This is a genomic window from Streptomyces sp. CY-1 (assembly GCF_047218265.1).
Lineage (GTDB): Bacteria > Actinomycetota > Actinomycetes > Streptomycetales > Streptomycetaceae > Streptomyces > Streptomyces niphimycinicus.
This window is the reverse complement of sequence record NZ_CP178393.1, coordinates 5617940-5635648: the sequence shown is the minus strand read 5'-3', so window position 1 is coordinate 5635648 and position 17709 is coordinate 5617940. Positions and strand designations below refer to the sequence as shown.

Here is a 17709-nt window from a genome sequence, read left to right as displayed (position 1 = left end):
GGGCCCGGACATTCCCGCCCACCTCAGAAGCCGTCGGGGCACCACGGGCGGCGTGGGGTGCGGAGCAGCCGGTCCGCCAGGGCCGCGGTGCCCGGGCGCTCCTCGGCTATCCGGCCCAGTGAGGCGAGCCGGACCGCCGACTCGTCGCCCAGCCACAGGGTGCCCAACTCGCCGATGTCCATGGTCAGATCGGCCGGGCGGCCCGTGGTCGCACATGCCGCGCCGTCGGGGCCCGCCTCCAGGAAATAGCGACCACCGGCCAGCCCGGCGCTGTCGTGCAACTCGAGCACCAGCGAGCCCTCGACCGGGTATGTACGGGTCTCCAGCAACTGGGGCACATCCAGCGGGCGCAGCCACAGCCAGTCGGCCTGCTGGGTGACCTGGGCGGCGCGGGGGTCGCCGAGCAGCAGCGGAAGCAGATCGTCCGGGGCGCGCCGGCCGGTGTTGACCCGGGTCACCCAGTCGACCGAGAGCAGGAAGTGCCACAGGGCCCGCTCGGCGGCCGGCGTGACTCCGGTCAGCTCGAGCACGGTGGCCGTGTTGTGCGGCCGCTTGTTGCCCTCCCAGCGGTCGTCCGCCGTATAGGCGAGCAGCCCGTCCACCGAGCCGTCGGGGGAGCGGTAGAGCACATAGAACGGCTCGGTCCAGGGGCGGTTGGGGTACCGCCGCCGGCCGGTGCTGATCCGCCACCAGCTCTCCGGGCGGTCGATGACGCCGTGCTGCCGGGCGCGCAGCCGCTCATGCAGTGCGGGGCCCAGCTTCCGCACCTCGTCGGCGTCGGCGAAGTCGACCCGGCCGCCGTCCACCGGAGCCGAGTGGCGCGGGTCGAGACCGGCGCGCGGAACGTCCACCTGCCATTCGGTGATCCAGGTGGCCGGGCCGAAGCCGTACCGCCCATAGATCGGGTACTCGGCCGCGATCAGGGTGGCCGCCGCGTCGCCCCGCTCCTTGGCGGCGCGCAGATCGTGCTCCATCATCCGGCTGAGCAGCCCCCGGCGGCGGTGGGTGGGCGACACCGCGACATTGCTGACCGCGTCGGCGGGCACGTCCGCCCCGCCGACCGCCGTCAGCCGCTGGGCGAAGCTGCGGAAGGTGGCGACACAGCGGTCCCCGTCGAAGACCCCCTGCGTACGGGACAGGTCCATCTGCTCCCGCCGCAGCTCCACCTCCTCCTTCGGCGCCTCCGGAGGACGCAGAAAGCCGGTGTTGAGCGCGATGGTCCAGTTGGTCAGATCGGAATCGGAGAGCGAGGTGCGGAGTTCGACGGCCATGCGCACACGCTAGGCTCCCGCCGCCACCGGCCGCACGCCGATTTCCCCAGCCTGTGGACCAGGTCTTTTCATCACACCGCACCCTGTGGACGGCTCCCCGAGCACCCTCCGAGCATCCGCGGACGCCTACGCCAGCAGGTCGTCCACCTGTGCCTCTCCCTCGCGGTACCGGCGGGCGATCTCCGCACTGCAACCGTCCGCCGTCCGCTGAAGCTCCTGCCGCCGCCGCGACACCTGCTGCTCATGGCCGACGAGGCGGGCCATCGCGCCGCGCAGCTCCTCGTCCGTACGGGCCCGCAGATCGGAGAGGCCCACCTCGGCCAGCATCTCCTCGGCCAGCCGCTCGTACTCGGCGCCCTGCGGCGTCCCGAGCGTGACATGGCGGGCCGAGGAACGGTGCCGTGAGGGGAGGTCCGCGAGGATCTCCGGCAGCCGGTCCACCAGCGCGGCGGACGGCTGTGCCGCGGCCGCCGTGGGCGCCGGGTCACGGCGATGGCCCAGCTCGGCGCGGAGGATGTCGATCCGGCCCTGGAGCAGTCTGCGCAGATAGCTCAGATCCGCCTCCTCGCCCTGTGCCGCGCGGCGCAGCGCCCGCAGCTCCGGCAGTCGCAGCGTGTGCAGTCCGCTCGCCGCCGCGGACGTGGGAGCCGCGGTCGGCGCCGGCACGGCGGCGGAGTCGGCCAGCCGCCCGCCGCGCTGGCTCGGCGGCCGTGGCGGCAGCAGGCCCTCGGTGGCCATGGGCTGGCCGGTGCCCGGTGTGGTCATTGGTGTCCGTCCCCTCCAGCGATGCGTCATTCCCGCAGTTCCTGCCCGCTTGCACCGCCTGCACGCATCGTGCCACCAGTGATGCTCCCTGTGCAGCGGCTCTCCACCCGATCGGCCCCGGATGGACGCACGGCATGATGGTCGGTATGCGTGCTGTGGTACAGAGAGTGAACGGGGCAAGCGTCGTCGTGGACGGCGAGACGGTCGGCGAGATCGTCGGCCAGGGGCTGTGCGTGCTGGTCGGGGTGACGCATGACGACACTCCGGAGAAGGCGGCCCAGCTCGCCCGCAAGCTGTGGTCCGTAAGGATCCTCCAGGGCGAGAAGTCCTGCTCGGACACGGCCGCCCCGCTGCTGGTCATCAGCCAGTTCACGCTCTACGGCGACGCCCGTAAGGGGCGCCGCCCCACCTGGAACGCGGCGGCGCCCGGCGGGGTCGCCGAACCGCTCGTCGACGAGGTGGTGGCCCAGTTGCGGAAGCTGGGCGCGCAGGTGGAAACGGGCCGGTTCGGAGCGGACATGAAGGTCTCGCTCACGAACGACGGCCCGTTCACGGTGTTGATCGAGGTCTAGCCACCTCACGTTGAGGTCTGGCGCGACCTCACCTTGTGGGCTCGCGCGACCTCACCTTGTGGGCTCGCGCGACCTCACCTTGAGGTCCAGCGCGACCTCACCTCGAGGTCCGGCGCACCGGGCTCACGGCTCCACGACCGTCTCCTGAGCGGCGGCCGTGGAGTCGGCGATCAGCTCCGCGTCCACCGGCACATTGCGCTTGACCAGCGCGAGCGCGATCGGTCCCAGCTCGTGGTGGCGGGCCGAGGAGGTGATGAACCCCAGTTGGCGACCCTCCTCGCCCTCCGAGGCCAGCCGTATGGGCGCGCCGTGGGAGGGCAGCGTCACCTCGCTGCCGTCGAGGTGGAGGAAGACCAGCCGGCGCGGTGGCTTGCCCAGGTTCTGCACCCGGGCGACGGTCTCCTGGCCGCGGTAGCAGCCCTTCTGCAGATGCACGGCGGAGCCGATCCACCCCAGCTCATGCGGGATGGTGCGGTGGTCGGTCTCCAGGCCGACCCGCGGCCGGTGGGCCTCGACCCGCAGCGCCTCGTACGCCAGCACCCCGATCGCCGGTCCGCTCGCCTCGGCGAAGTCGGTGAGCCGCGCACGCGGCAGGAAGAGATCCCGGCCGTGCGCGGTCTCGCGGACGATGGTGTCCTCGGGGGCCTCGGTGATGCTGCCCGCCGGGAGGTGGACGACCGCGTAGTCGTCGGTGCGGTCCGCGATGTCGACCCGGTAGAAGAACTTCATGCTCTCCAGGTAGGCGATCAGATCGCCCTGGCTGTCGGGCTCCACATGGGCCCAGGTCGTTTCGCCGTCGTCGACGAGATAGAGCGCGTGTTCGATATGGCCGTGGGCGGAGAGGATCAGGGCTTCGGTGGCTTGGCCCGGCGGGAGTTCGCTGACGTGCTGGGTGATCAGCAGATGCAACCAGCTCAGCCGGTCGGCACCGCTGACCGTGACCACTCCGCGGTGCGAGAGGTCCACGAAGCCGGTGCCGTCGGCGAGCGCGCGCTGCTCGCGGAACAGGTCGCCGTAGTGGGCGGCGACGCCTTCGTCGGGGCCCTCGCCGGGGACGGCGCCGGGCAGCGACAGCAAAGGGCTCTTCATGAACTCAGCCTACGACCTGCGGGCTCGGCCCTCACCGGAGCCGTTCTGGCCGTCGTCGCCACGGCGCTGTCCGGCGGAGCACCTGGCACACCGGCCGAAGATCGCGAAGTGCTTCAGATCGGTCTCGAAGCCGAAGTCCGCCCGGAGCTGCCGGGTGAAGGAGTCGGCCACGGAGACATCGGCCTCGATCACATCCGTGCAGTCGCGGCACACCATGTGGATGTGATGGTGCCGGTCGGCCAGATGGTACGTGGGGGCGCCGTGGCCGAGATGGGCATGGCTGACCAGGCCCAGCTCCTCCAGCAGCTCCAGCGTGCGGTAGACCGTGGAGATGTTGACCCCGCTCGCGGTGCGGCGCACCTCGGTGAGGATCTCGTCCGGAGTGGCGTGCTCCAGATGATCGACGGCTTCGAGCACGAGCTGGCGCTGCGGGGTCAGCCGGTAGCCGCGCTCCCGCAGATCGCTCTTCCAGTCGGTGGTCGCCACGGTGCAAGTGTAGGCGGGCACGCGGTCACCGGCCGGACGCGCAGGGCAGAACCGGCCGCGGCAGGGAAGAGCCGGGCTCGGCGGCAGGCGGAACGGCCCGGAAGCACTCAAGAGCCCGAGGAGCCCGAGGAGCCCCAAGAGCCCGAAGGCTCAGGCGCTCAGCGGAAGAAGGCGATCCCGTCGTCCGGCAGATCCTTGAGGTCCTTGGCCCACTCCCGGGGGTCGACGACCTTCTTCAGATGCGCGGACATGTACGGACGCAGCTCGACCTCGGGGGTGGCCTTCTCGCCGACCCACATCAGATCGCTGTTGACGTAGCCGTACAGCCGCTTGCCGCCCGCGTACGGGGCCGCGTGCGCGGTGCGCGCCACCGCGTCCGTCGCCAGGTCGATCTGCGGCTTGCCGTCCGCCAGCTCGCCGTACCAGACCTCGACGATGCCCTGGTCCCGGCTCATCACGACCTCGACCTTGCGGTCCTTGTCGATCCGCCAGTAGCCGGACTCGGTCTCCAGGGGCCGCACCTTCTTGCCCTCGGAGTCCAGCACCCAGGTGTGCGAGACGTACTCGATGAAGTCGCGGCCGTCGTGCGTGAAGGTCGCCTCCTGGCCGAAGTTGCACTTCTCGGCCCCGGGGAAGTCCGATACGCCCGCGCCTTCCCAGTTGCCCAGGAGGAAGGCGAGCGGTACGAGGTCCGGGTGGAGGTCGGACGGAATCTGGATCATGAATTCAGGCGATCTGTCGAGAGTCGAGCCGTGGCGGCCGGGCGGGAGGGGGTCAGCGCTGGCCCTGGTACAGCTTCTTCCAGGTCAGTGCGGCGAAGCCGAGCGTGGCCACGGCGACCAGGATCATCAGGGTGGTGAAGAAAGCCTCAAGCACGAGCGCGCTCCTCGGAACAGATGACGGACGGCACCGAGTCTAGTCGGCGCCGGGACGGCCGGTGGAGACAGGTCGCCGTGCCGCGCCCGGCCCACCGTGCCGACCCTAAGGTTGGCGTATGGCGAAGAAGCTGGTGATCAAGGTGACGGCGGGCGCGGACGCTCCCGAGCGGTGCTCCCAGGCGTTCACGGTGGCGGCGGTGGCCGCGGCGAGCGGGGTCGAGGTCTCGCTCTGGCTGACCGGGGAGTCGACGTGGTTCGCGCTGCCGGGCCGGGCGGCGGAGTTCGAGCTGCCGCATGCGGCGCCGCTTCCGGATCTGATCGACGGCATCCTTACGGGCGGCGGCACGATCACGGTGTGCACCCAGTGCGCGGCGCGCCGCGAGATCGAGGAGAAGGATCTGATCGAGGGTGCCCGGATCGCGGGCGCTCAGGTCTTCGTGAGCGAGATCATGCCGGACGGCGTCCAAGCGCTCGTCTACTAGGGCGGCCCTGAACACGCCGACTCCTAGGGCGGTTCTGAGCCCCCCGGCTCCCAGGACGGGTCTGAGCACCCCGGCTCCCAGGGCGGTCCTCGGCACCTCGGCTGCCGGGCCGGTCCTGAACGCCCCGGCCGGGGCCCGGTCAGTGGCCCCTGCCGGGCCCCGATCGGCCGGGGCGGTTGTGCTGGTGGTCAATGCCGGTGGTTGTGCTCGTCCAGCTCCCGCCACCACCGGTCGGATTCCTCGTCCCCCGACTCATCCCACCACCGGTCCTCCGGGCCCCGGCGATTGGCCACTATGGCGGCCAGGGGCGGGATCACCATGGCGACGATGCACATCGCGACCGCGGCGGGTACGGACCACAGGCGCACAAAGGCCCACGCCGAGATGAAGAGCGTCAGACACGCGCCCATCAGGAAAAAATATGCGTGGCGGCGTCGCGCGTACATGTTTCCAGCGTACGTCCGGGGCCGCCGCGCCGACAGATGAAGGACACCGGCGCCCACAGACCTGGAGACCCGCGGGACGGACGGAGGGCCGCACCCCGCCGAGGCGTCCAACCCCGGGGTGCGGCCCTCCGGCCGTATGCCACGACGCGCCGTCACGCGTCAGACGGCGATGGCGACCTCCGCCAGCCCGCCCTTCTGGGCGACGACCGTGCGGTCCGCGGTGCCGCCGGGAACCAGGGCACGCAGCGTCCAAGTGCCCTCCGCGGCGTAGAAGCGGAACTGTCCGGTCGCGGAGGTGGGGACCTCGGCGGTGAACTCGCCGGTGCTGTCCAGCAGCCGGACGTAGCCGGTGACGGGCTCGCCGTCGCGGGTCACCGAACCCTGGATGGTGGTCTCACCGGGCTTGATCGTCGAGGCGTCGGGGCCGCCTGCCTTGGCTCCACACATGGATGTCTGTCCTTACGTTCGGGGGCGCGTTCGGGGGAGAGGGGTCAGCTTTCGGCGCCGAGCTCGACCGGCACGCCGACCAGCGAGCCGTACTCGGTCCAGGAGCCGTCGTAGTTCTTGACGTTGGTCTGGCCCAGGAGCTCGTGCAGGACGAACCAGGTGTGAGCGGAGCGCTCACCGATGCGGCAGTAGGCGATGGTGTCCTTCGCCAGGTCGACGCCCGCGCTCTCGTAGATCTCCTTGAGCTCGTCGTCGGACCGGAAGGTGCCGTCGTCGTTGGCCGACTTCGACCAGGGGATGTTGCGGGCGCTCGGCACATGGCCCGGGCGCTGCGACTGCTCCTGGGGGAGGTGGGCCGGGGCGAGCAGCTTGCCGGAGAACTCGTCGGGGGAGCGCACGTCGACGAGGTTCAGCGAGCCGATGGCGTCGACGACCTCGTCGCGGAAGGCGCGGATGGAGGCGTCCTGCGGCTTGGCCTTGTACTCGGTCGCCGCGCGGGTCGGGACCTCGGCGACCAGGTCGCGGGAGTCGAGCTCCCACTTCTTGCGGCCGCCGTCGAGCAGCTTGACGTCCTGGTGGCCGTAGAGCTTGAAGTACCAGTAGGCGTACGCCGCGAACCAGTTGTTGTTGCCGCCGTAGAGGACGACCGTGTCGTCGTTGGCGATGCCCTTCTCCGACAGGAGCTTCTCGAAGCCGGCCTGGTCGACGAAGTCACGGCGCACCGGGTCCTGGAGGTCCTGCTTCCAGTCGATCCGTACGGCGTTCTTGATGTGGTTCTTGTCGTAGGCCGACGTGTCCTCGTCCACCTCGACGATGACCGTCTTGGGGTCGTCGATCCGGGCCTGGACCCACTCGGCGTCCACCAGGACGTCACTGCGGCTCATGTTCTCTCCTCCGGGGCAGTTGCGGCGGTACGGGCACGCTCGCGACGCGGCGCCGCGCGGGGCGTGCGGCGAGCGTACGAGCGAAAGTGCGGGAAGGCCCGGCTGACGGGCCGAGGAGGGGGCCGGTCCGAGGCGTGCCGGACCGCGTCCCGTTTCAGACGGGGCGACAGAGCATGGCGGCGACGCGGCACAGGTCGACTGCCCGCCGCTTCGTGAGATCCGCCTGTCGCTTCATGCGTCCGATCGTAGGGACGGACAGGCGGGCATGTCACCGGCGTGTCGAATGATGAGACGATATCGTCCGGGGAGTGAGATGAGAGAGGGGTGAACGCCCCGGGGGCGGGGCCGTCCGGGCACACGAGGGCCACCGGCGGTCATGTATGCGGACGAGATCGTCTCAGTGAATGGACCAGGGGCGAGATCGCGCGCCCCTGGTGCTGATCGCGTCAGCCCGTCAGTTGGACGTTGTTACCCGTGACCGAGACGTCTATGCCGTCCTTGGTGGCCTCCACCTTGTCCAGCCGCATACCGGTGGGCAGTCCCTCGATCTTCCGCTCGATGTCGGCCTTCTCCCGCACCTTGTCCTCCCACTGGGGGATGCTGCCGCCCGGGATGGACTCGGCGTGCAGCCGGATGGTGGTCCCGTTCACGATGGTGACCTGGGAGTGGGCGGTGAGGCTGAGGCCCAGCAGACTGCCGGTGATCTTGACCTTGTTGCTCCCCGACGAGTCGTAGCCGACGGTCACCCCAGGACCGGCGGCCTGTGAGAGGTCCGCGTAGCTGATGTGGGCCGAGCCGGTGGCGCGGTCTGCGCTGGCCGAGGAGAAGCTGCCCGAGATGCGGACGTTGTGCAGCTTCGCGTCGAGCTCGGTGACCCGGACGCTGCGGCCGTCCCCCGTGGCCGTGGTCAGCCCGTCCACACCGACGTCGACCTCGTCCAGCTCCTTGCCCGCGACCTGGGTGAGGAAGGGGAAGCCCTTGATCGAGACATTGGGCGTGGTGGTCAGGCCCTGCGAACTCTTGATCTTGTCCGCGGCCTTCGACTCCGCGATGTACACCGCGATGCGGTCGGCGGCCACGAAGAGGCCGCCGAGTATCACGACGACGATCAAGGTGATACGTAGTGCGCGCATGTGCGTGGGTCCCCCAGGCTCGTGCTCAGGCCCTCGCCTGAGGCTGCGAGCCTATCCGGAGCGGCTGAGCGGGAGCCGGGGAGTCAGCCCAGTGCGCGGCCGATCACATAGACCACGGGGGCCGCGGCCGCCAGCGGCAGCGCCACGCCGGCCGTCATATGGACGAAGCGCGAGGGGTAGTCGTAGCTGGCGACCCGGTGGCCGATCAGCGCGCACGCCCCGGCCGCGAACCCGAGCAGGGCGGCGGTGGAGGTGCCCGTTCCGGTGAGCTGCCCGGCCCCGACCCCGGCGCCCGTGGCGGCCGCCAGCGCGACCACGACGGCGGCGGCGGTCGGCAGCGGCAGCGCCCGGACGAGCACGGCCACGGCGACGGCGGCCGCCCCCACCACGACGGCGTCCGAGGACTCGGCGACGGCGGCCAGATGACCGGCCGCGAGCACCGTAAGGGCCGTGGACGCCACAGCGGCCGTCAGCCCGTACAGCCGCTCGTCCGCGGAGGCGTGGCTGCGCAACTGGAGGATCACCACCAGCAGTAGCCAGACGCCGATGGTGCCGATGAGGACCGTCGGGGCGTGCGCGGGCTCGGTGGCGAGCAGGCCGATGGTGGCGGCCAGGCCGCCCGCGTAGGCGAGCGCGATGCCCTGCCGGGCGGGCCACATGCCGTTCAGCCGGAACCAGCCGGCCGCCGTGACCGCCTGGAGCACCGCCACGACGACGGCGACCGCCGGGCGGCCCAGCGGCGCGGTGGCCGCGAGCAGGCCGGCGAGCACGGCGGTCAGCGCGGCGGGGACGAACCCCGGGGGGAGGATCTGCGGACGGCCCTCGGCGCGGGCCTTCTCGGCGGCGGTGAGCGGCCGGTCCGGCTGCGGGGCGGGCGGCTCGGCGGTGGTGGTCGCGGCCGCGGTCGCGGTTGCCGTGGCGGCTGCCGTCGCGGGGGCGGGCGCGGGCTGTGGCTGTTGGGATTGTGCGTGCTGGGCCTGTGGGTGCTGGGCCTGCGCATGGGCCTGTGCCGCGGTCCGGGGCTGGGCCGGGTGCGGGTGCTGGGGCTGGGCCGGGTGCTGGGGGGCGGGCTGGTACGGGTGCCGCTGCTGATCCCAGCCCTGGGCGTACTGCCCCTGCTGGCCCTGGTGCGGGTGCTGGCTCTGGTGCGCCTGGTGCCCCTGCTGGGCGGCGTAAGGATCCGCGTACGGCTGCTGCTGGTACTGCTGCTGCGGGTGCTGGTACTGCGGCGGCTGGGCCTGGGCGTACCCCTGCTGCTGCGGATAGCCCTCGTACCCCGGCCAGTCGCCCGGCTGCTGGGCACCCTGACCGTGGCCGCCGTTACCGCCATTGCCGCCATTGCCGCCGTAAGGATGCGCGCTCTGGTCGTATCCGCCGTAAGGAGCCTCGTACGACCCGTACGGGGGATACGGCTGCTGCGGGTTCTGCGGCTGTCGCGGGTTCTGTTGGTGGGGCTCGTGGGGCTCGTTGGCCTGGTGCGGCTGGTTGCTCATGAGCTCGGGGTTCACCCTCCTGCGAACGGCGGGAGCACCTCGACCGTGCCGCCCTCGGCGAGTTGGATCGTCTTGTGGTCGCGGGTGCCGACCGGGGTTCCGTCGACCAGGAACGAACAGCGCAGCAGCACGCGCGCGAACTCCGGCCGTGCGGTGTGCCGCTCCCGGGCCACGTCCAGCGCTTCCGCCAGTGTCCGCGCGGCGTACGGCTCCTCCGCGGTACCGGCCGCGGCGCGGGCGGCGGCCCAGTACCGGATGGTCCCGGCGGGCGTGTTCTTCATCGCCATCGCGATCCCTTTCCCGTCATCTGCCGCCTCCATGATGACGGGTGCGGGCCCGCGCCATGGACCACGCGCGGTTCGTCGAAAATACGGCCGGTTCGGGGCGTGAGTCACTTAAGGTTTCGGTGTGCTGGTACGACTGATACGGGCGTATCTGAGGCCCTATACCCGAACGATCACACTGATCGTTTTATTGCAACTGGTGCAGACCCTCGCCACCCTCTACCTCCCCGCGCTGAACGCGGACATCATCGACGGCGGAGTGGTGAAGGGTGACACCGGCTACATCGTCCATGTCGGCGGGCTGATGATCGCCGTCACCTTTGTCCAGATCGTGTGCGCCGCGGGAGCCGTCTACTTCAGCGCCCGTACGGCCATGGCGCTCGGCCGCGATGTGCGCGCCGCCGTCTTCGACCGGGTGCAGTCCTTCTCGGCCCGTGAGATGGGCCACTTCGGGGCGCCGTCCCTGATCACCCGCACCACCAACGATGTGCAGCAGGTGCAGATGCTGTGCCTGATGTCGTTCACGCTGATGGTCTCGGCGCCGATCATGTGCGTCGGCGGTGTGGTCATGGCGCTCAACCAGGACGTTCCGCTGTCGGGGCTGCTCCTGCTCATCGTTCCGGCCCTGGGCGTGGTCGTCACGCTCATCGTCCGCCGGATGCGGCCGCTGTTCCGCCATGTCCAGGACCGCATCGACACCGTCAACCGGGTGCTGCGCGAGCAGATCACCGGTATCCGGGTCATCCGCGCCTTCGTCCGCGACACCCATGAGCGCGACCGCTTCACCACCGCCAACACCGGGCTGATGGACGTCTCGCTGCGGGCCGGGCGGCTGATGTCGCTGATGTTCCCCTCCGTGATGCTGGTGGTGAACGTCTCCAGCGTGGCCGTCGTCTGGTTCGGCGGGCACCGGATCGACAGCGGCGGGATGCAGATCGGCGCGCTGACCGCGTTCCTCAGCTATCTGGCGCAGATTCTGTCGTCCGTGATGATGGCCACCTTCATGTTCATGATGGTGCCGAGGGCCGAGGTGTGCGCCGAGCGCGTACAGGAGGTGCTGGACACCGAGACCAGTGTCGTACCGCCCCTCGTGCCCGTCACCGCCGCGCCCGCCGACGCCGGACGAGGGCTGCTGGAGCTGCGGGGCGTGGAGTTCCGCTTCCCCGGCGCCGACGAGCCGGTGCTGCGCGACATCTCGCTGATCGCCCGGCCCGGCCGGACCACCGCCGTCATCGGCTCCACCGGCAGCGGCAAGTCGACCCTGCTCGGGTTGGTGCCGCGGCTGTTCGACGCGACCGACGGCAGCGTCCACCTCGACGGGGTGGATGTGCGCGACCTCGATCCGGAGGTGATGACCCGGAACATCGGGCTCGTCCCGCAGAAGCCGTATCTCTTCGCCGGCACCGTCGCCTCCAACCTGCGGTACGGCAATCCTGACGCCACCGACGAGGAGCTGTGGCGGGCCCTGGAGACCGCCCAGGCACGGGAGTTCGTGGAGTCCATGGAGGCCGGGCTCGACGCCCCGATCGCCCAGGGCGGGACCAATGTGTCCGGCGGCCAGCGGCAGCGGCTGGCGATCGCCCGGGCCCTGGTCCGCAGGCCGTCCGTCTACCTCTTCGACGACTCCTTCTCCGCGCTCGACTACGCCACCGACGCCCGGCTGAGGGCGGCGCTCGTGGACGAGACGGAGAACGCGACGGTCGTCATCGTCGCCCAGCGGGTGTCCACGATCCGGGGCGCCGATCTGATCGTGGTGCTCGACGCGGGGCGGATCGTCGGCGCCGGTACCCACGGCGAGCTGATGGCCGGCAACGAGACCTACCGCGAGATCGTGCTCTCTCAGCTCACGGAACAGGAAGCCGCATGAGCGACGCACACGCGGCCACCGAGCCGCAGAAGACGATGAAAGTCGCACCTCTGCGCCGCGTGGGCGACAGTCACATCAGCTACTGGCGCAGCGGGGCGAATGTAAGGGACACAGCATGAGTGGCACCTCGGCACCTCGCAGGGGTCCGGGGCCCGCCGCCGGGCCCGGCCGGTTCATGGGCGGGCAGCCGACCGAGCGGTCCCTGGACTTCCGCGGCTCCGGCCGCCGGCTGCTGGCCCGGCTCCGTCCCGAGCGCGGTATCGCGCTGCTGGTGCTCGCGCTGGGCACGGGCAGCGTCGCGCTCGCGGTGGTGGGTCCGAAGATCCTCGGCGAGGCGACCGACCTGATCTTCGCGGGCATCATCGGACGGCAGTTGCCCGACGGGGCCGACAAGGAGCAGGCCGTCCAGTGGCTGCGCGACAGGGACCAGGGCACGGTCGCCGACATGGTGGCCTCGATGGACGTCACCCCCGGCCAGGGCATCGACTTCCACGCGGTCGGCGTCGTGCTGCTGTGGGCCACCGCGCTGTATGTCGTCGCCTCGATTCTGGGCCTGGTGCAGGCGCGGGTGGCCACGGTCATCGTCCAGCGGGCGGTCTTCCGGCTGCGCGAGGACGTGGAGCACAAGCTGGCCCGGCTGCCGCTGTCGTACTTCGACAAGCAGTCGCGCGGTGAGGTGCTCTCGCGCGCCACCAACGACATCGACAACATCCAGCAGACGCTCCAGCAGACCCTCAGCCAGATCCTGGCCTCGCTGCTGACGATCGTGGGCGTGCTGTCGATGATGTTCTGGATCTCGCCGCTGCTGGCGCTGGTGGCGCTGATCACCGTCCCGGTCTCGGTGTGGGTGACGACGAGCATCGGCAAGCGCGCCCAGCCGCAGTTCGTCGCCCAGTGGAAGACCACGGGCAAGCTCAACGCCCATATCGAGGAGATGTACACCGGCCACTCGCTGGTGAAGGTCTTCGGGCGGGAGAAGGAGTCCGCGGAGCTGTTCCGGGAGCAGAACGACAAGCTCTACGCGGCGGGCTTCAAGGCCCAGTCCATCTCCGGGCTGATCCAGCCCTCGATGATGTTCATCGGGAACCTCAACTATGTGCTGGTGGCCGTGGTCGGCGGGCTCCGGGTGGCCTCCGGCGCGCTGTCGATCGGCGATGTCCAGGCGTTCGTCCAGTACTCCCGGCAGTTCAGCCAGCCGCTCACCCAGGTGGCCTCCATGGCCAACATGGTGCAGTCGGGCGTGGCCTCCGCCGAGCGGGTCTTCGAGCTGCTGGACGCGCCCGAGCAGAGCGCGGAACCGGTGGACGCGCGGCGGCCGGAGGCGGTGCGGGGGCAGGTCGCGTTCGAGGAGGTCTCCTTCCGCTACCAGCCGGACACGCCGCTCATCGACGGTCTGTCGCTGTCGGTGCGGCCCGGGCAGACCGTGGCCATCGTCGGCCCGACCGGCGCCGGAAAGACCACGCTGGTCAACCTGCTGATGCGGTTCTACGAGGTCAGCGGCGGGCGGATCACGCTGGACGGGGTGGACATCGCCGAGATGTCACGCGAGGAGCTGCGCTCCCATATCGGGATGGTGCTCCAGGACACCTGGCTGTTCGGCGGGACGATCGCCGAGAACATCGCGTACGGCGCGCGAGGGGCGAGCTTCGAGAAGGTCGTCGAGGCGGCGAAGGCCACCTATGTGGACCGCTTCGTACGGACCCTGCCGGACGGCTACGACTCGGTGATCGACGAGGAGGGCTCCAATGTCAGCGCCGGGGAGAAGCAGCTCATCACGATCGCTCGGGCGTTCCTCTCCGAGCCGTCGATCCTGGTGCTGGACGAGGCCACCAGCTCGGTCGACACCCGTACCGAGGTCCTCATCCAGCGGGCGATGGCCTCGCTGCGGAGCGGCCGTACCAGTTTCGTGATCGCGCACCGGCTGTCGACCATCCGGGACGCGGACGTGATCCTGGTGATGGAGTCGGGGCGGATCGTGGAGCAGGGCTCGCATGACGCGCTGCTCGCGGCGGGCGGTGCGTACGCCCGGCTGTACGCGTCCCAGTTCGCGGAGCCGGTGGCGGAGGCCGAGTAGGCGCGTTCGCTCGGGGACTCCTCAGGCGTGGCCGTCCCCTCAGGCGTGGGCCGCCGCCCAGTCGGCGATGCGGCCCAGCAGGGCGGGGGAGGCGGCCGTCTCGGCGTGGCCGAAGCCCGGTTCGATCCACAGCTCCGTGGCCGACGGGTCCGCCGCCGACGCCAGCATCCGCGGATGGTCCAGCGGGAAGTACGGATCCCGGTCGCCGTGGACGATCAGCAGCGGCGTCGGCGCGATCAGCGGCGCCGCGGCCACCGGGGACAGCGGATCGACGGCCCAGCCGCGGGGGTCGATCCGGGTGCGCAGCCCGTAGCGGGAGACCAGGCGGCCGGTCGGCCGGGTGATCGCCCAGTGGACCCGCCGCATGGGCGCGGTGCCCCGGTAGTACCAGCGGGCGGGGGCGCTCACCGCGACCACGGCATCGGGCGCGGCACTCTCGACGGCATCGGGCGCGACGCCGTCGGCCGCCTCGCCGGGCGCGCCCGGCGCCCGGCCGCCCGTCGCCCCGGCCGCGAGGTCCGTGCGCCCCGGCGAGCGCCCTGTGCGCTCCCCATCGTGTGCGACATGCACCGGCTGGATTTCTTCGTTCTTCCCGTACAGCGCGGCTTGCCGGAGCACCACGGACCCGCCCATCGAGAAACCGACCGTGGCGACCCGCCGATGCCCGAGGCGCCGCGCCCAGCGCACCGCGGCGGCCAGATCCAGCACCTCGCGATCGCCGACCGTGGACCGTCCGCCGGACCGGCCATGGCCCCGGAAGGAGAACGTGATCACGGCCGTACGCTGGGCAAACGCCGAGGCCACCCGGCGTAGCGCGGGGCGTTCCAGGGCACCGGTGAACCCATGCCCGAGCACCAGCACGAGGTGGTCGGAGGGTTCGGTGCCGGGCTTCGGGGAAGGCTCGTACAGCGCCTCGATCGAGACGCCGTCATCGGTCAGCAGCGTGGCCCGCCGCTCTCCTGTCATTTCCGTGAAAGGACAACGGGGAGCAGATTGAGCCTCTCGGGCACATGTCATGTGGGTTATTCTGCTGTGAAGAGGATCCGGGCAACGTAGCCCCCGGGTCCTTTTGTGCTTTCGGGGCGTGATGCGCGTTTGAGCGCACCGTCGCTCCAAGGGTGCGGAGCGTGACCGTACGAAGTAGTAGCCGCAGACTCCCCCGGGCGCTGTCCGGGAGGTGCCCCTCTCGCAAGGGACCGAGGAGGAACCGACGTAATGGGCGAGCGAAGCGTGCACAACCTCGAGAACATGGCCGGGGCGGGTGGTGGACGATGAGTTCCCTCCTGCTGCTGACCAACGCACTCCAGCCCTCGACGGAGGTGCTTCCCGCCCTCGGCCTCCTGCTGCACGGCGTGCGGGTGGCTCCCGCCGAGGGCCCGGCCCTGGTGGACACGCCGGGAGCCGATGTCATCCTGATCGACGGCCGCCGCGATCTGCCGCAGGTGCGCAGCCTGTGCCAGTTGCTGCGGTCCACCGGCCCCGGCTGTCCGCTGATCCTGGTGGTGACCGAGGGCGGGCTGGCCGCCGTCACCGCCGACTGGGGCGTCGACGACGTCCTGCTGGACACCGCGGGCCCGGCGGAGGTCGAGGCCCGGCTGCGGCTGGCCATGGGCCGCCAGCAGATCACCACCGACGACAGCCCGATGGAGATCCGCAACGGCGATCTGTCGGTCGACGAGGCCACCTACAGCGCCAAGCTCAAGGGGCGTGTGCTCGATCTCACATTCAAGGAGTTCGAGCTGCTGAAGTATCTGGCCCAGCACCCCGGCCGGGTCTTCACCCGGGCGCAGCTTCTCCAGGAGGTCTGGGGTTACGACTACTTCGGCGGCACCCGCACCGTGGACGTCCATGTCCGGCGGCTGCGCGCCAAGCTGGGCCCGGAGCACGAGTCCCTGATCGGCACCGTGCGGAACGTGGGCTACCGCTTCGTCGCACCGGAGAAGGTCGAGCGCGCCGCCGAGGAGGCCCGGGCCAAGGCCACGGCGCGGGGCGCCGGAGCGGGCGAGGCGGCGCGCGGCGAGCACCCCGGCGGGGCGCCCGGCTCCGCGGCGAGGGCCGCTGCCGCACGACCGGCCAACAGCTAGCTGGACCCGCGTAGACTGCGCGCGTGGCCAAGGTGACGCGGGATGATGTGGCAAGGCTTGCGGGGACTTCGACCGCGGTCGTCAGTTACGTCATCAATAACGGACCCCGGCCGGTCGCCCCGGCCACGCGCGAGCGGGTGCTTGCCGCGATCAAGGAGCTCGGCTACCGGCCGGACCGCGTCGCGCAGGCGATGGCGAGCCGCCGGACCGATCTCATAGGGCTGATCGTTCCGGACGCCCGGCAGCCGTTCTTCGCGGAGATGGCACACGCCGTCGAGCAGGCGGCCGCCGAGCGCGGAAAGATGGTGCTGGTCGGCAACTCCGACTACCTGGACGAGCGCGAAGTGCACTATCTGCGCGCCTTCCTGGGGATGCGGGTGTCCGGGCTGATCCTCATCAGCCAGGGCCCGAGCGAGAACGCGGCGGCCGAGATCGAGGCGTGGGACGCCCGGGTGGTGCTGCTGCACGAGCGGCCCGAGGCGATCGACGACGTGGCGGTGGTGCTGGACGACATCGGCGGCGCGCAGCTCGCGGTGCGGCATCTGCTGGAGCACGGCCATGACTATGTGGCGTGCCTCGGCGGCACCGAGATAACCCCGACCGTCGGCGACCCCGTCACCGACCACGTCGAGGGCTGGCGCCGCGCGATGCACGAGGCGGGCCGCTCCACGGAGGGGCGGCTCTTCCAGGCCCCGTACAACCGGTACGACGCCTATAAGGTCGCCCTCGACCTGCTGGCCGGCCCCGACCGGCCCCCGGCCATCTTCTGCGCCACCGACGACCAGGCGTTCGGGGTGCTGCGGGCCGCGCGTGAGCTGCGGATCGAGGTACCGCAGGAGCTGGCGGTGGCAGGCTTCGACGATGTGAAGGAAGCCCACCTCACCGACCCCCCGCTGACCACGGTCGGCTCCGACCGCCCGGCGATGGCGCGCGCCGCGGTCGACCTGGTGCTGGACGACGGCGTCCGCCTGGCCGGCTCCCGCCGCGAGCGGGTCAAGCAATTCCCGTCGGCCCTGGTGGTCCGCCACTCCTGCGGCTGCGTCTAGCGCGGAGCGCTTCTGCCGGGGTCGGGGCCCTGGGGCCCCGACGGCCCCCTGTTGTCGTCGCCGTCCGGCGGGATCGGCCCTGCGGGCCGGGTTGCGCTGCGCGGCGCGCGCCGGTGTGGAGGCCCGTTCTGCGGTCGGCGTCCGCCGCGCCTTGTGGGCTGCTTCCCGGCGGGCGGCGCCCGCGCCCTGCCGCCCCGCGAACGGATGCCAGGCGCGGCGCGCGCCCGCCCCGCGGTCTCCCCTGCGGGGAGATTCCGCGCCGGGCGAGGCTTGTGATCCCGGCGTTCCGTGGCCGGACCCCGATGTCCGCGGAGGCGCCGCGCCCGCCTTACAGCGAGGCGCAGCGCTGCGGGCCGCGCCTGCGTGCCCGGTAGGGGGCGCGCGGTCCACGTTCTGCGGCGGGAATTC

General features: G+C 71.2%; 19 protein-coding genes. 6 read left to right on the top strand and 13 right to left on the bottom strand.

Annotated elements, in window-relative coordinates; translation table 11 throughout:
- Positions 1–23: 23 nt before the first annotated feature.
- Both ACK1X7_RS24205 and ACK1X7_RS24200 read right to left on the bottom strand, forming a co-directional pair.
- Positions 24–1271, bottom strand: a complete 1248-nt coding sequence (locus ACK1X7_RS24205) for a GNAT family N-acetyltransferase (protein ID WP_413115623.1) — start codon at positions 1269–1271, stop codon at positions 24–26.
- Positions 1272–1397: 126 nt separating this feature from the next.
- Positions 1398–2036 carry an ABC transporter substrate-binding protein gene (locus ACK1X7_RS24200; RefSeq protein ID WP_385139399.1) on the bottom strand — a complete coding sequence of 213 codons (639 nt, stop codon included), beginning with the start codon at positions 2034–2036 and terminating at the stop codon, positions 1398–1400.
- 146 nt (positions 2037–2182) lie between these two features.
- Between ACK1X7_RS24200 and dtd the strand changes: the two genes are divergently transcribed.
- Entirely contained in the window at positions 2183–2608 is a 426-nt protein-coding gene (dtd, locus tag ACK1X7_RS24195; protein WP_361498651.1) for a D-aminoacyl-tRNA deacylase, read from the top strand.
- A gap of 123 nt (positions 2609–2731) precedes the next feature.
- Here the strand turns inward: dtd and ACK1X7_RS24190 are convergent, their stop codons facing one another.
- The 3 genes from ACK1X7_RS24190 to ACK1X7_RS24180 all read right to left on the bottom strand — a co-directional run bounded on the left by ACK1X7_RS24190 (position 2732) and on the right by ACK1X7_RS24180 (position 4905).
- The gene (locus ACK1X7_RS24190; RefSeq protein WP_385139402.1) at positions 2732–3697 is read right to left on the bottom strand and encodes a YgfZ/GcvT domain-containing protein; all 966 of its coding nucleotides are present in this window, start codon (positions 3695–3697) and stop codon (positions 2732–2734) included.
- A gap of 9 nt (positions 3698–3706) precedes the next feature.
- Positions 3707–4183: a Fur family transcriptional regulator gene (locus ACK1X7_RS24185; protein WP_216343107.1), complete on the bottom strand. Its 477-nt coding sequence runs from the start codon at positions 4181–4183 to the stop codon at positions 3707–3709.
- A gap of 158 nt (positions 4184–4341) precedes the next feature.
- Complete coding sequence (locus ACK1X7_RS24180) at positions 4342–4905, bottom strand: FABP family protein (protein ID WP_216343108.1); 564 nt, start codon at positions 4903–4905, stop codon at positions 4342–4344.
- A 272-nt stretch (positions 4906–5177) separates the two neighbouring features.
- Between ACK1X7_RS24180 and ACK1X7_RS24175 the strand changes: the two genes are divergently transcribed.
- Positions 5178–5543 carry a DsrE family protein gene (locus tag ACK1X7_RS24175; protein ID WP_014053928.1) on the top strand — a complete coding sequence of 122 codons (366 nt, stop codon included), beginning with the start codon at positions 5178–5180 and terminating at the stop codon, positions 5541–5543.
- Positions 5544–5731: 188 nt separating this feature from the next.
- Here ACK1X7_RS24175 and ACK1X7_RS24170 read toward each other — a convergent pair whose 3' ends face one another.
- The 7 genes from ACK1X7_RS24170 to ACK1X7_RS24140 all read right to left on the bottom strand — a co-directional run bounded on the left by ACK1X7_RS24170 (position 5732) and on the right by ACK1X7_RS24140 (position 10233).
- The gene (locus ACK1X7_RS24170; protein WP_030837960.1) at positions 5732–5989 is read right to left on the bottom strand and encodes a DUF3099 domain-containing protein; all 258 of its coding nucleotides are present in this window, start codon (positions 5987–5989) and stop codon (positions 5732–5734) included.
- Between the two features lie 159 nt (positions 5990–6148).
- Entirely contained in the window at positions 6149–6436 is a 288-nt protein-coding gene (locus ACK1X7_RS24165; RefSeq protein ID WP_028814639.1) for a DUF1416 domain-containing protein, read from the bottom strand.
- Between the two features lie 44 nt (positions 6437–6480).
- Positions 6481–7320, bottom strand: coding sequence for a sulfurtransferase (locus ACK1X7_RS24160; RefSeq protein WP_385139404.1), 840 nt, complete (start codon positions 7318–7320; stop codon positions 6481–6483).
- Positions 7321–7474: 154 nt separating this feature from the next.
- Positions 7475–7555: an Ms5788A family Cys-rich leader peptide gene (locus tag ACK1X7_RS24155; protein ID WP_351229977.1), complete on the bottom strand. Its 81-nt coding sequence runs from the start codon at positions 7553–7555 to the stop codon at positions 7475–7477.
- A gap of 211 nt (positions 7556–7766) precedes the next feature.
- Complete coding sequence (locus ACK1X7_RS24150) at positions 7767–8453, bottom strand: DUF2993 domain-containing protein (RefSeq protein WP_078642750.1); 687 nt, start codon at positions 8451–8453, stop codon at positions 7767–7769.
- 83 nt (positions 8454–8536) lie between these two features.
- Positions 8537–9946, bottom strand: a complete 1410-nt coding sequence (locus ACK1X7_RS24145; RefSeq protein WP_413115622.1) for a hypothetical protein — start codon at positions 9944–9946, stop codon at positions 8537–8539.
- An 11-nt stretch (positions 9947–9957) separates the two neighbouring features.
- Positions 9958–10233, bottom strand: coding sequence for a MoaD/ThiS family protein (locus ACK1X7_RS24140; RefSeq protein ID WP_014053934.1), 276 nt, complete (start codon positions 10231–10233; stop codon positions 9958–9960).
- Positions 10234–10354: 121 nt separating this feature from the next.
- Between ACK1X7_RS24140 and ACK1X7_RS24135 the strand changes: the two genes are divergently transcribed.
- Positions 10355–12097 carry an ABC transporter ATP-binding protein gene (locus tag ACK1X7_RS24135; protein WP_385139410.1) on the top strand — a complete coding sequence of 581 codons (1743 nt, stop codon included), beginning with the start codon at positions 10355–10357 and terminating at the stop codon, positions 12095–12097.
- Positions 12098–12212: 115 nt separating this feature from the next.
- Positions 12213–14171 (top strand): ABC transporter ATP-binding protein, encoded by a 1959-nt coding sequence (locus tag ACK1X7_RS24130; protein ID WP_413115621.1) that lies wholly within the window; start codon positions 12213–12215, stop codon positions 14169–14171.
- Between the two features lie 39 nt (positions 14172–14210).
- On the opposite strand, the gene ACK1X7_RS24125 is transcribed toward ACK1X7_RS24130, so the two are convergent.
- Positions 14211–15137, bottom strand: coding sequence for an alpha/beta hydrolase (locus ACK1X7_RS24125; protein WP_390795048.1), 927 nt, complete (start codon positions 15135–15137; stop codon positions 14211–14213).
- A gap of 305 nt (positions 15138–15442) precedes the next feature.
- On the opposite strand from ACK1X7_RS24125, the gene ACK1X7_RS24120 reads away from it, so the two are divergent.
- Both ACK1X7_RS24120 and ACK1X7_RS24115 read left to right on the top strand, forming a co-directional pair.
- The gene (locus tag ACK1X7_RS24120; RefSeq protein ID WP_385139419.1) at positions 15443–16255 is read left to right on the top strand and encodes a response regulator transcription factor; all 813 of its coding nucleotides are present in this window, start codon (positions 15443–15445) and stop codon (positions 16253–16255) included.
- Positions 16256–16278: 23 nt separating this feature from the next.
- Entirely contained in the window at positions 16279–17301 is a 1023-nt protein-coding gene (locus ACK1X7_RS24115; protein ID WP_385139422.1) for a LacI family DNA-binding transcriptional regulator, read from the top strand.
- Positions 17302–17709 lie beyond the last annotated feature (408 nt).

Bases quoted from the DNA above. Each gene is read 5' to 3' on its own strand.
- ACK1X7_RS24205 (WP_413115623.1), bottom strand. From the start codon at position 1,271: ATGGCCGTCGAACTCCGCACCTCGCTCTCCGATTCCGATCTGACCAAC.
- ACK1X7_RS24200 (WP_385139399.1), bottom strand. From the start codon at position 2,036: ATGACCACACCGGGCACCGGCCAGCCCATGGCCACCGAGGGCCTGCTG.
- dtd (WP_361498651.1), top strand. From the start codon at position 2,183: ATGCGTGCTGTGGTACAGAGAGTGAACGGGGCAAGCGTCGTCGTGGAC.
- ACK1X7_RS24190 (WP_385139402.1), bottom strand. From the start codon at position 3,697: ATGAAGAGCCCTTTGCTGTCGCTGCCCGGCGCCGTCCCCGGCGAGGGC.
- ACK1X7_RS24180 (WP_216343108.1), bottom strand. From the start codon at position 4,905: ATGATCCAGATTCCGTCCGACCTCCACCCGGACCTCGTACCGCTCGCC.
- ACK1X7_RS24175 (WP_014053928.1), top strand. From the start codon at position 5,178: ATGGCGAAGAAGCTGGTGATCAAGGTGACGGCGGGCGCGGACGCTCCC.
- ACK1X7_RS24170 (WP_030837960.1), bottom strand. From the start codon at position 5,989: ATGTACGCGCGACGCCGCCACGCATATTTTTTCCTGATGGGCGCGTGT.
- ACK1X7_RS24165 (WP_028814639.1), bottom strand. From the start codon at position 6,436: ATGTGTGGAGCCAAGGCAGGCGGCCCCGACGCCTCGACGATCAAGCCC.
- ACK1X7_RS24160 (WP_385139404.1), bottom strand. From the start codon at position 7,320: ATGAGCCGCAGTGACGTCCTGGTGGACGCCGAGTGGGTCCAGGCCCGG.
- ACK1X7_RS24155 (WP_351229977.1), bottom strand. From the start codon at position 7,555: ATGAAGCGACAGGCGGATCTCACGAAGCGGCGGGCAGTCGACCTGTGC.
- ACK1X7_RS24150 (WP_078642750.1), bottom strand. From the start codon at position 8,453: ATGCGCGCACTACGTATCACCTTGATCGTCGTCGTGATACTCGGCGGC.
- ACK1X7_RS24145 (WP_413115622.1), bottom strand. From the start codon at position 9,946: ATGAGCAACCAGCCGCACCAGGCCAACGAGCCCCACGAGCCCCACCAA.
- ACK1X7_RS24140 (WP_014053934.1), bottom strand. From the start codon at position 10,233: ATGGCGATGAAGAACACGCCCGCCGGGACCATCCGGTACTGGGCCGCC.
- ACK1X7_RS24130 (WP_413115621.1), top strand. From the start codon at position 12,213: ATGAGTGGCACCTCGGCACCTCGCAGGGGTCCGGGGCCCGCCGCCGGG.
- ACK1X7_RS24125 (WP_390795048.1), bottom strand. From the start codon at position 15,137: ATGACAGGAGAGCGGCGGGCCACGCTGCTGACCGATGACGGCGTCTCG.
- ACK1X7_RS24120 (WP_385139419.1), top strand. From the start codon at position 15,443: ATGAGTTCCCTCCTGCTGCTGACCAACGCACTCCAGCCCTCGACGGAG.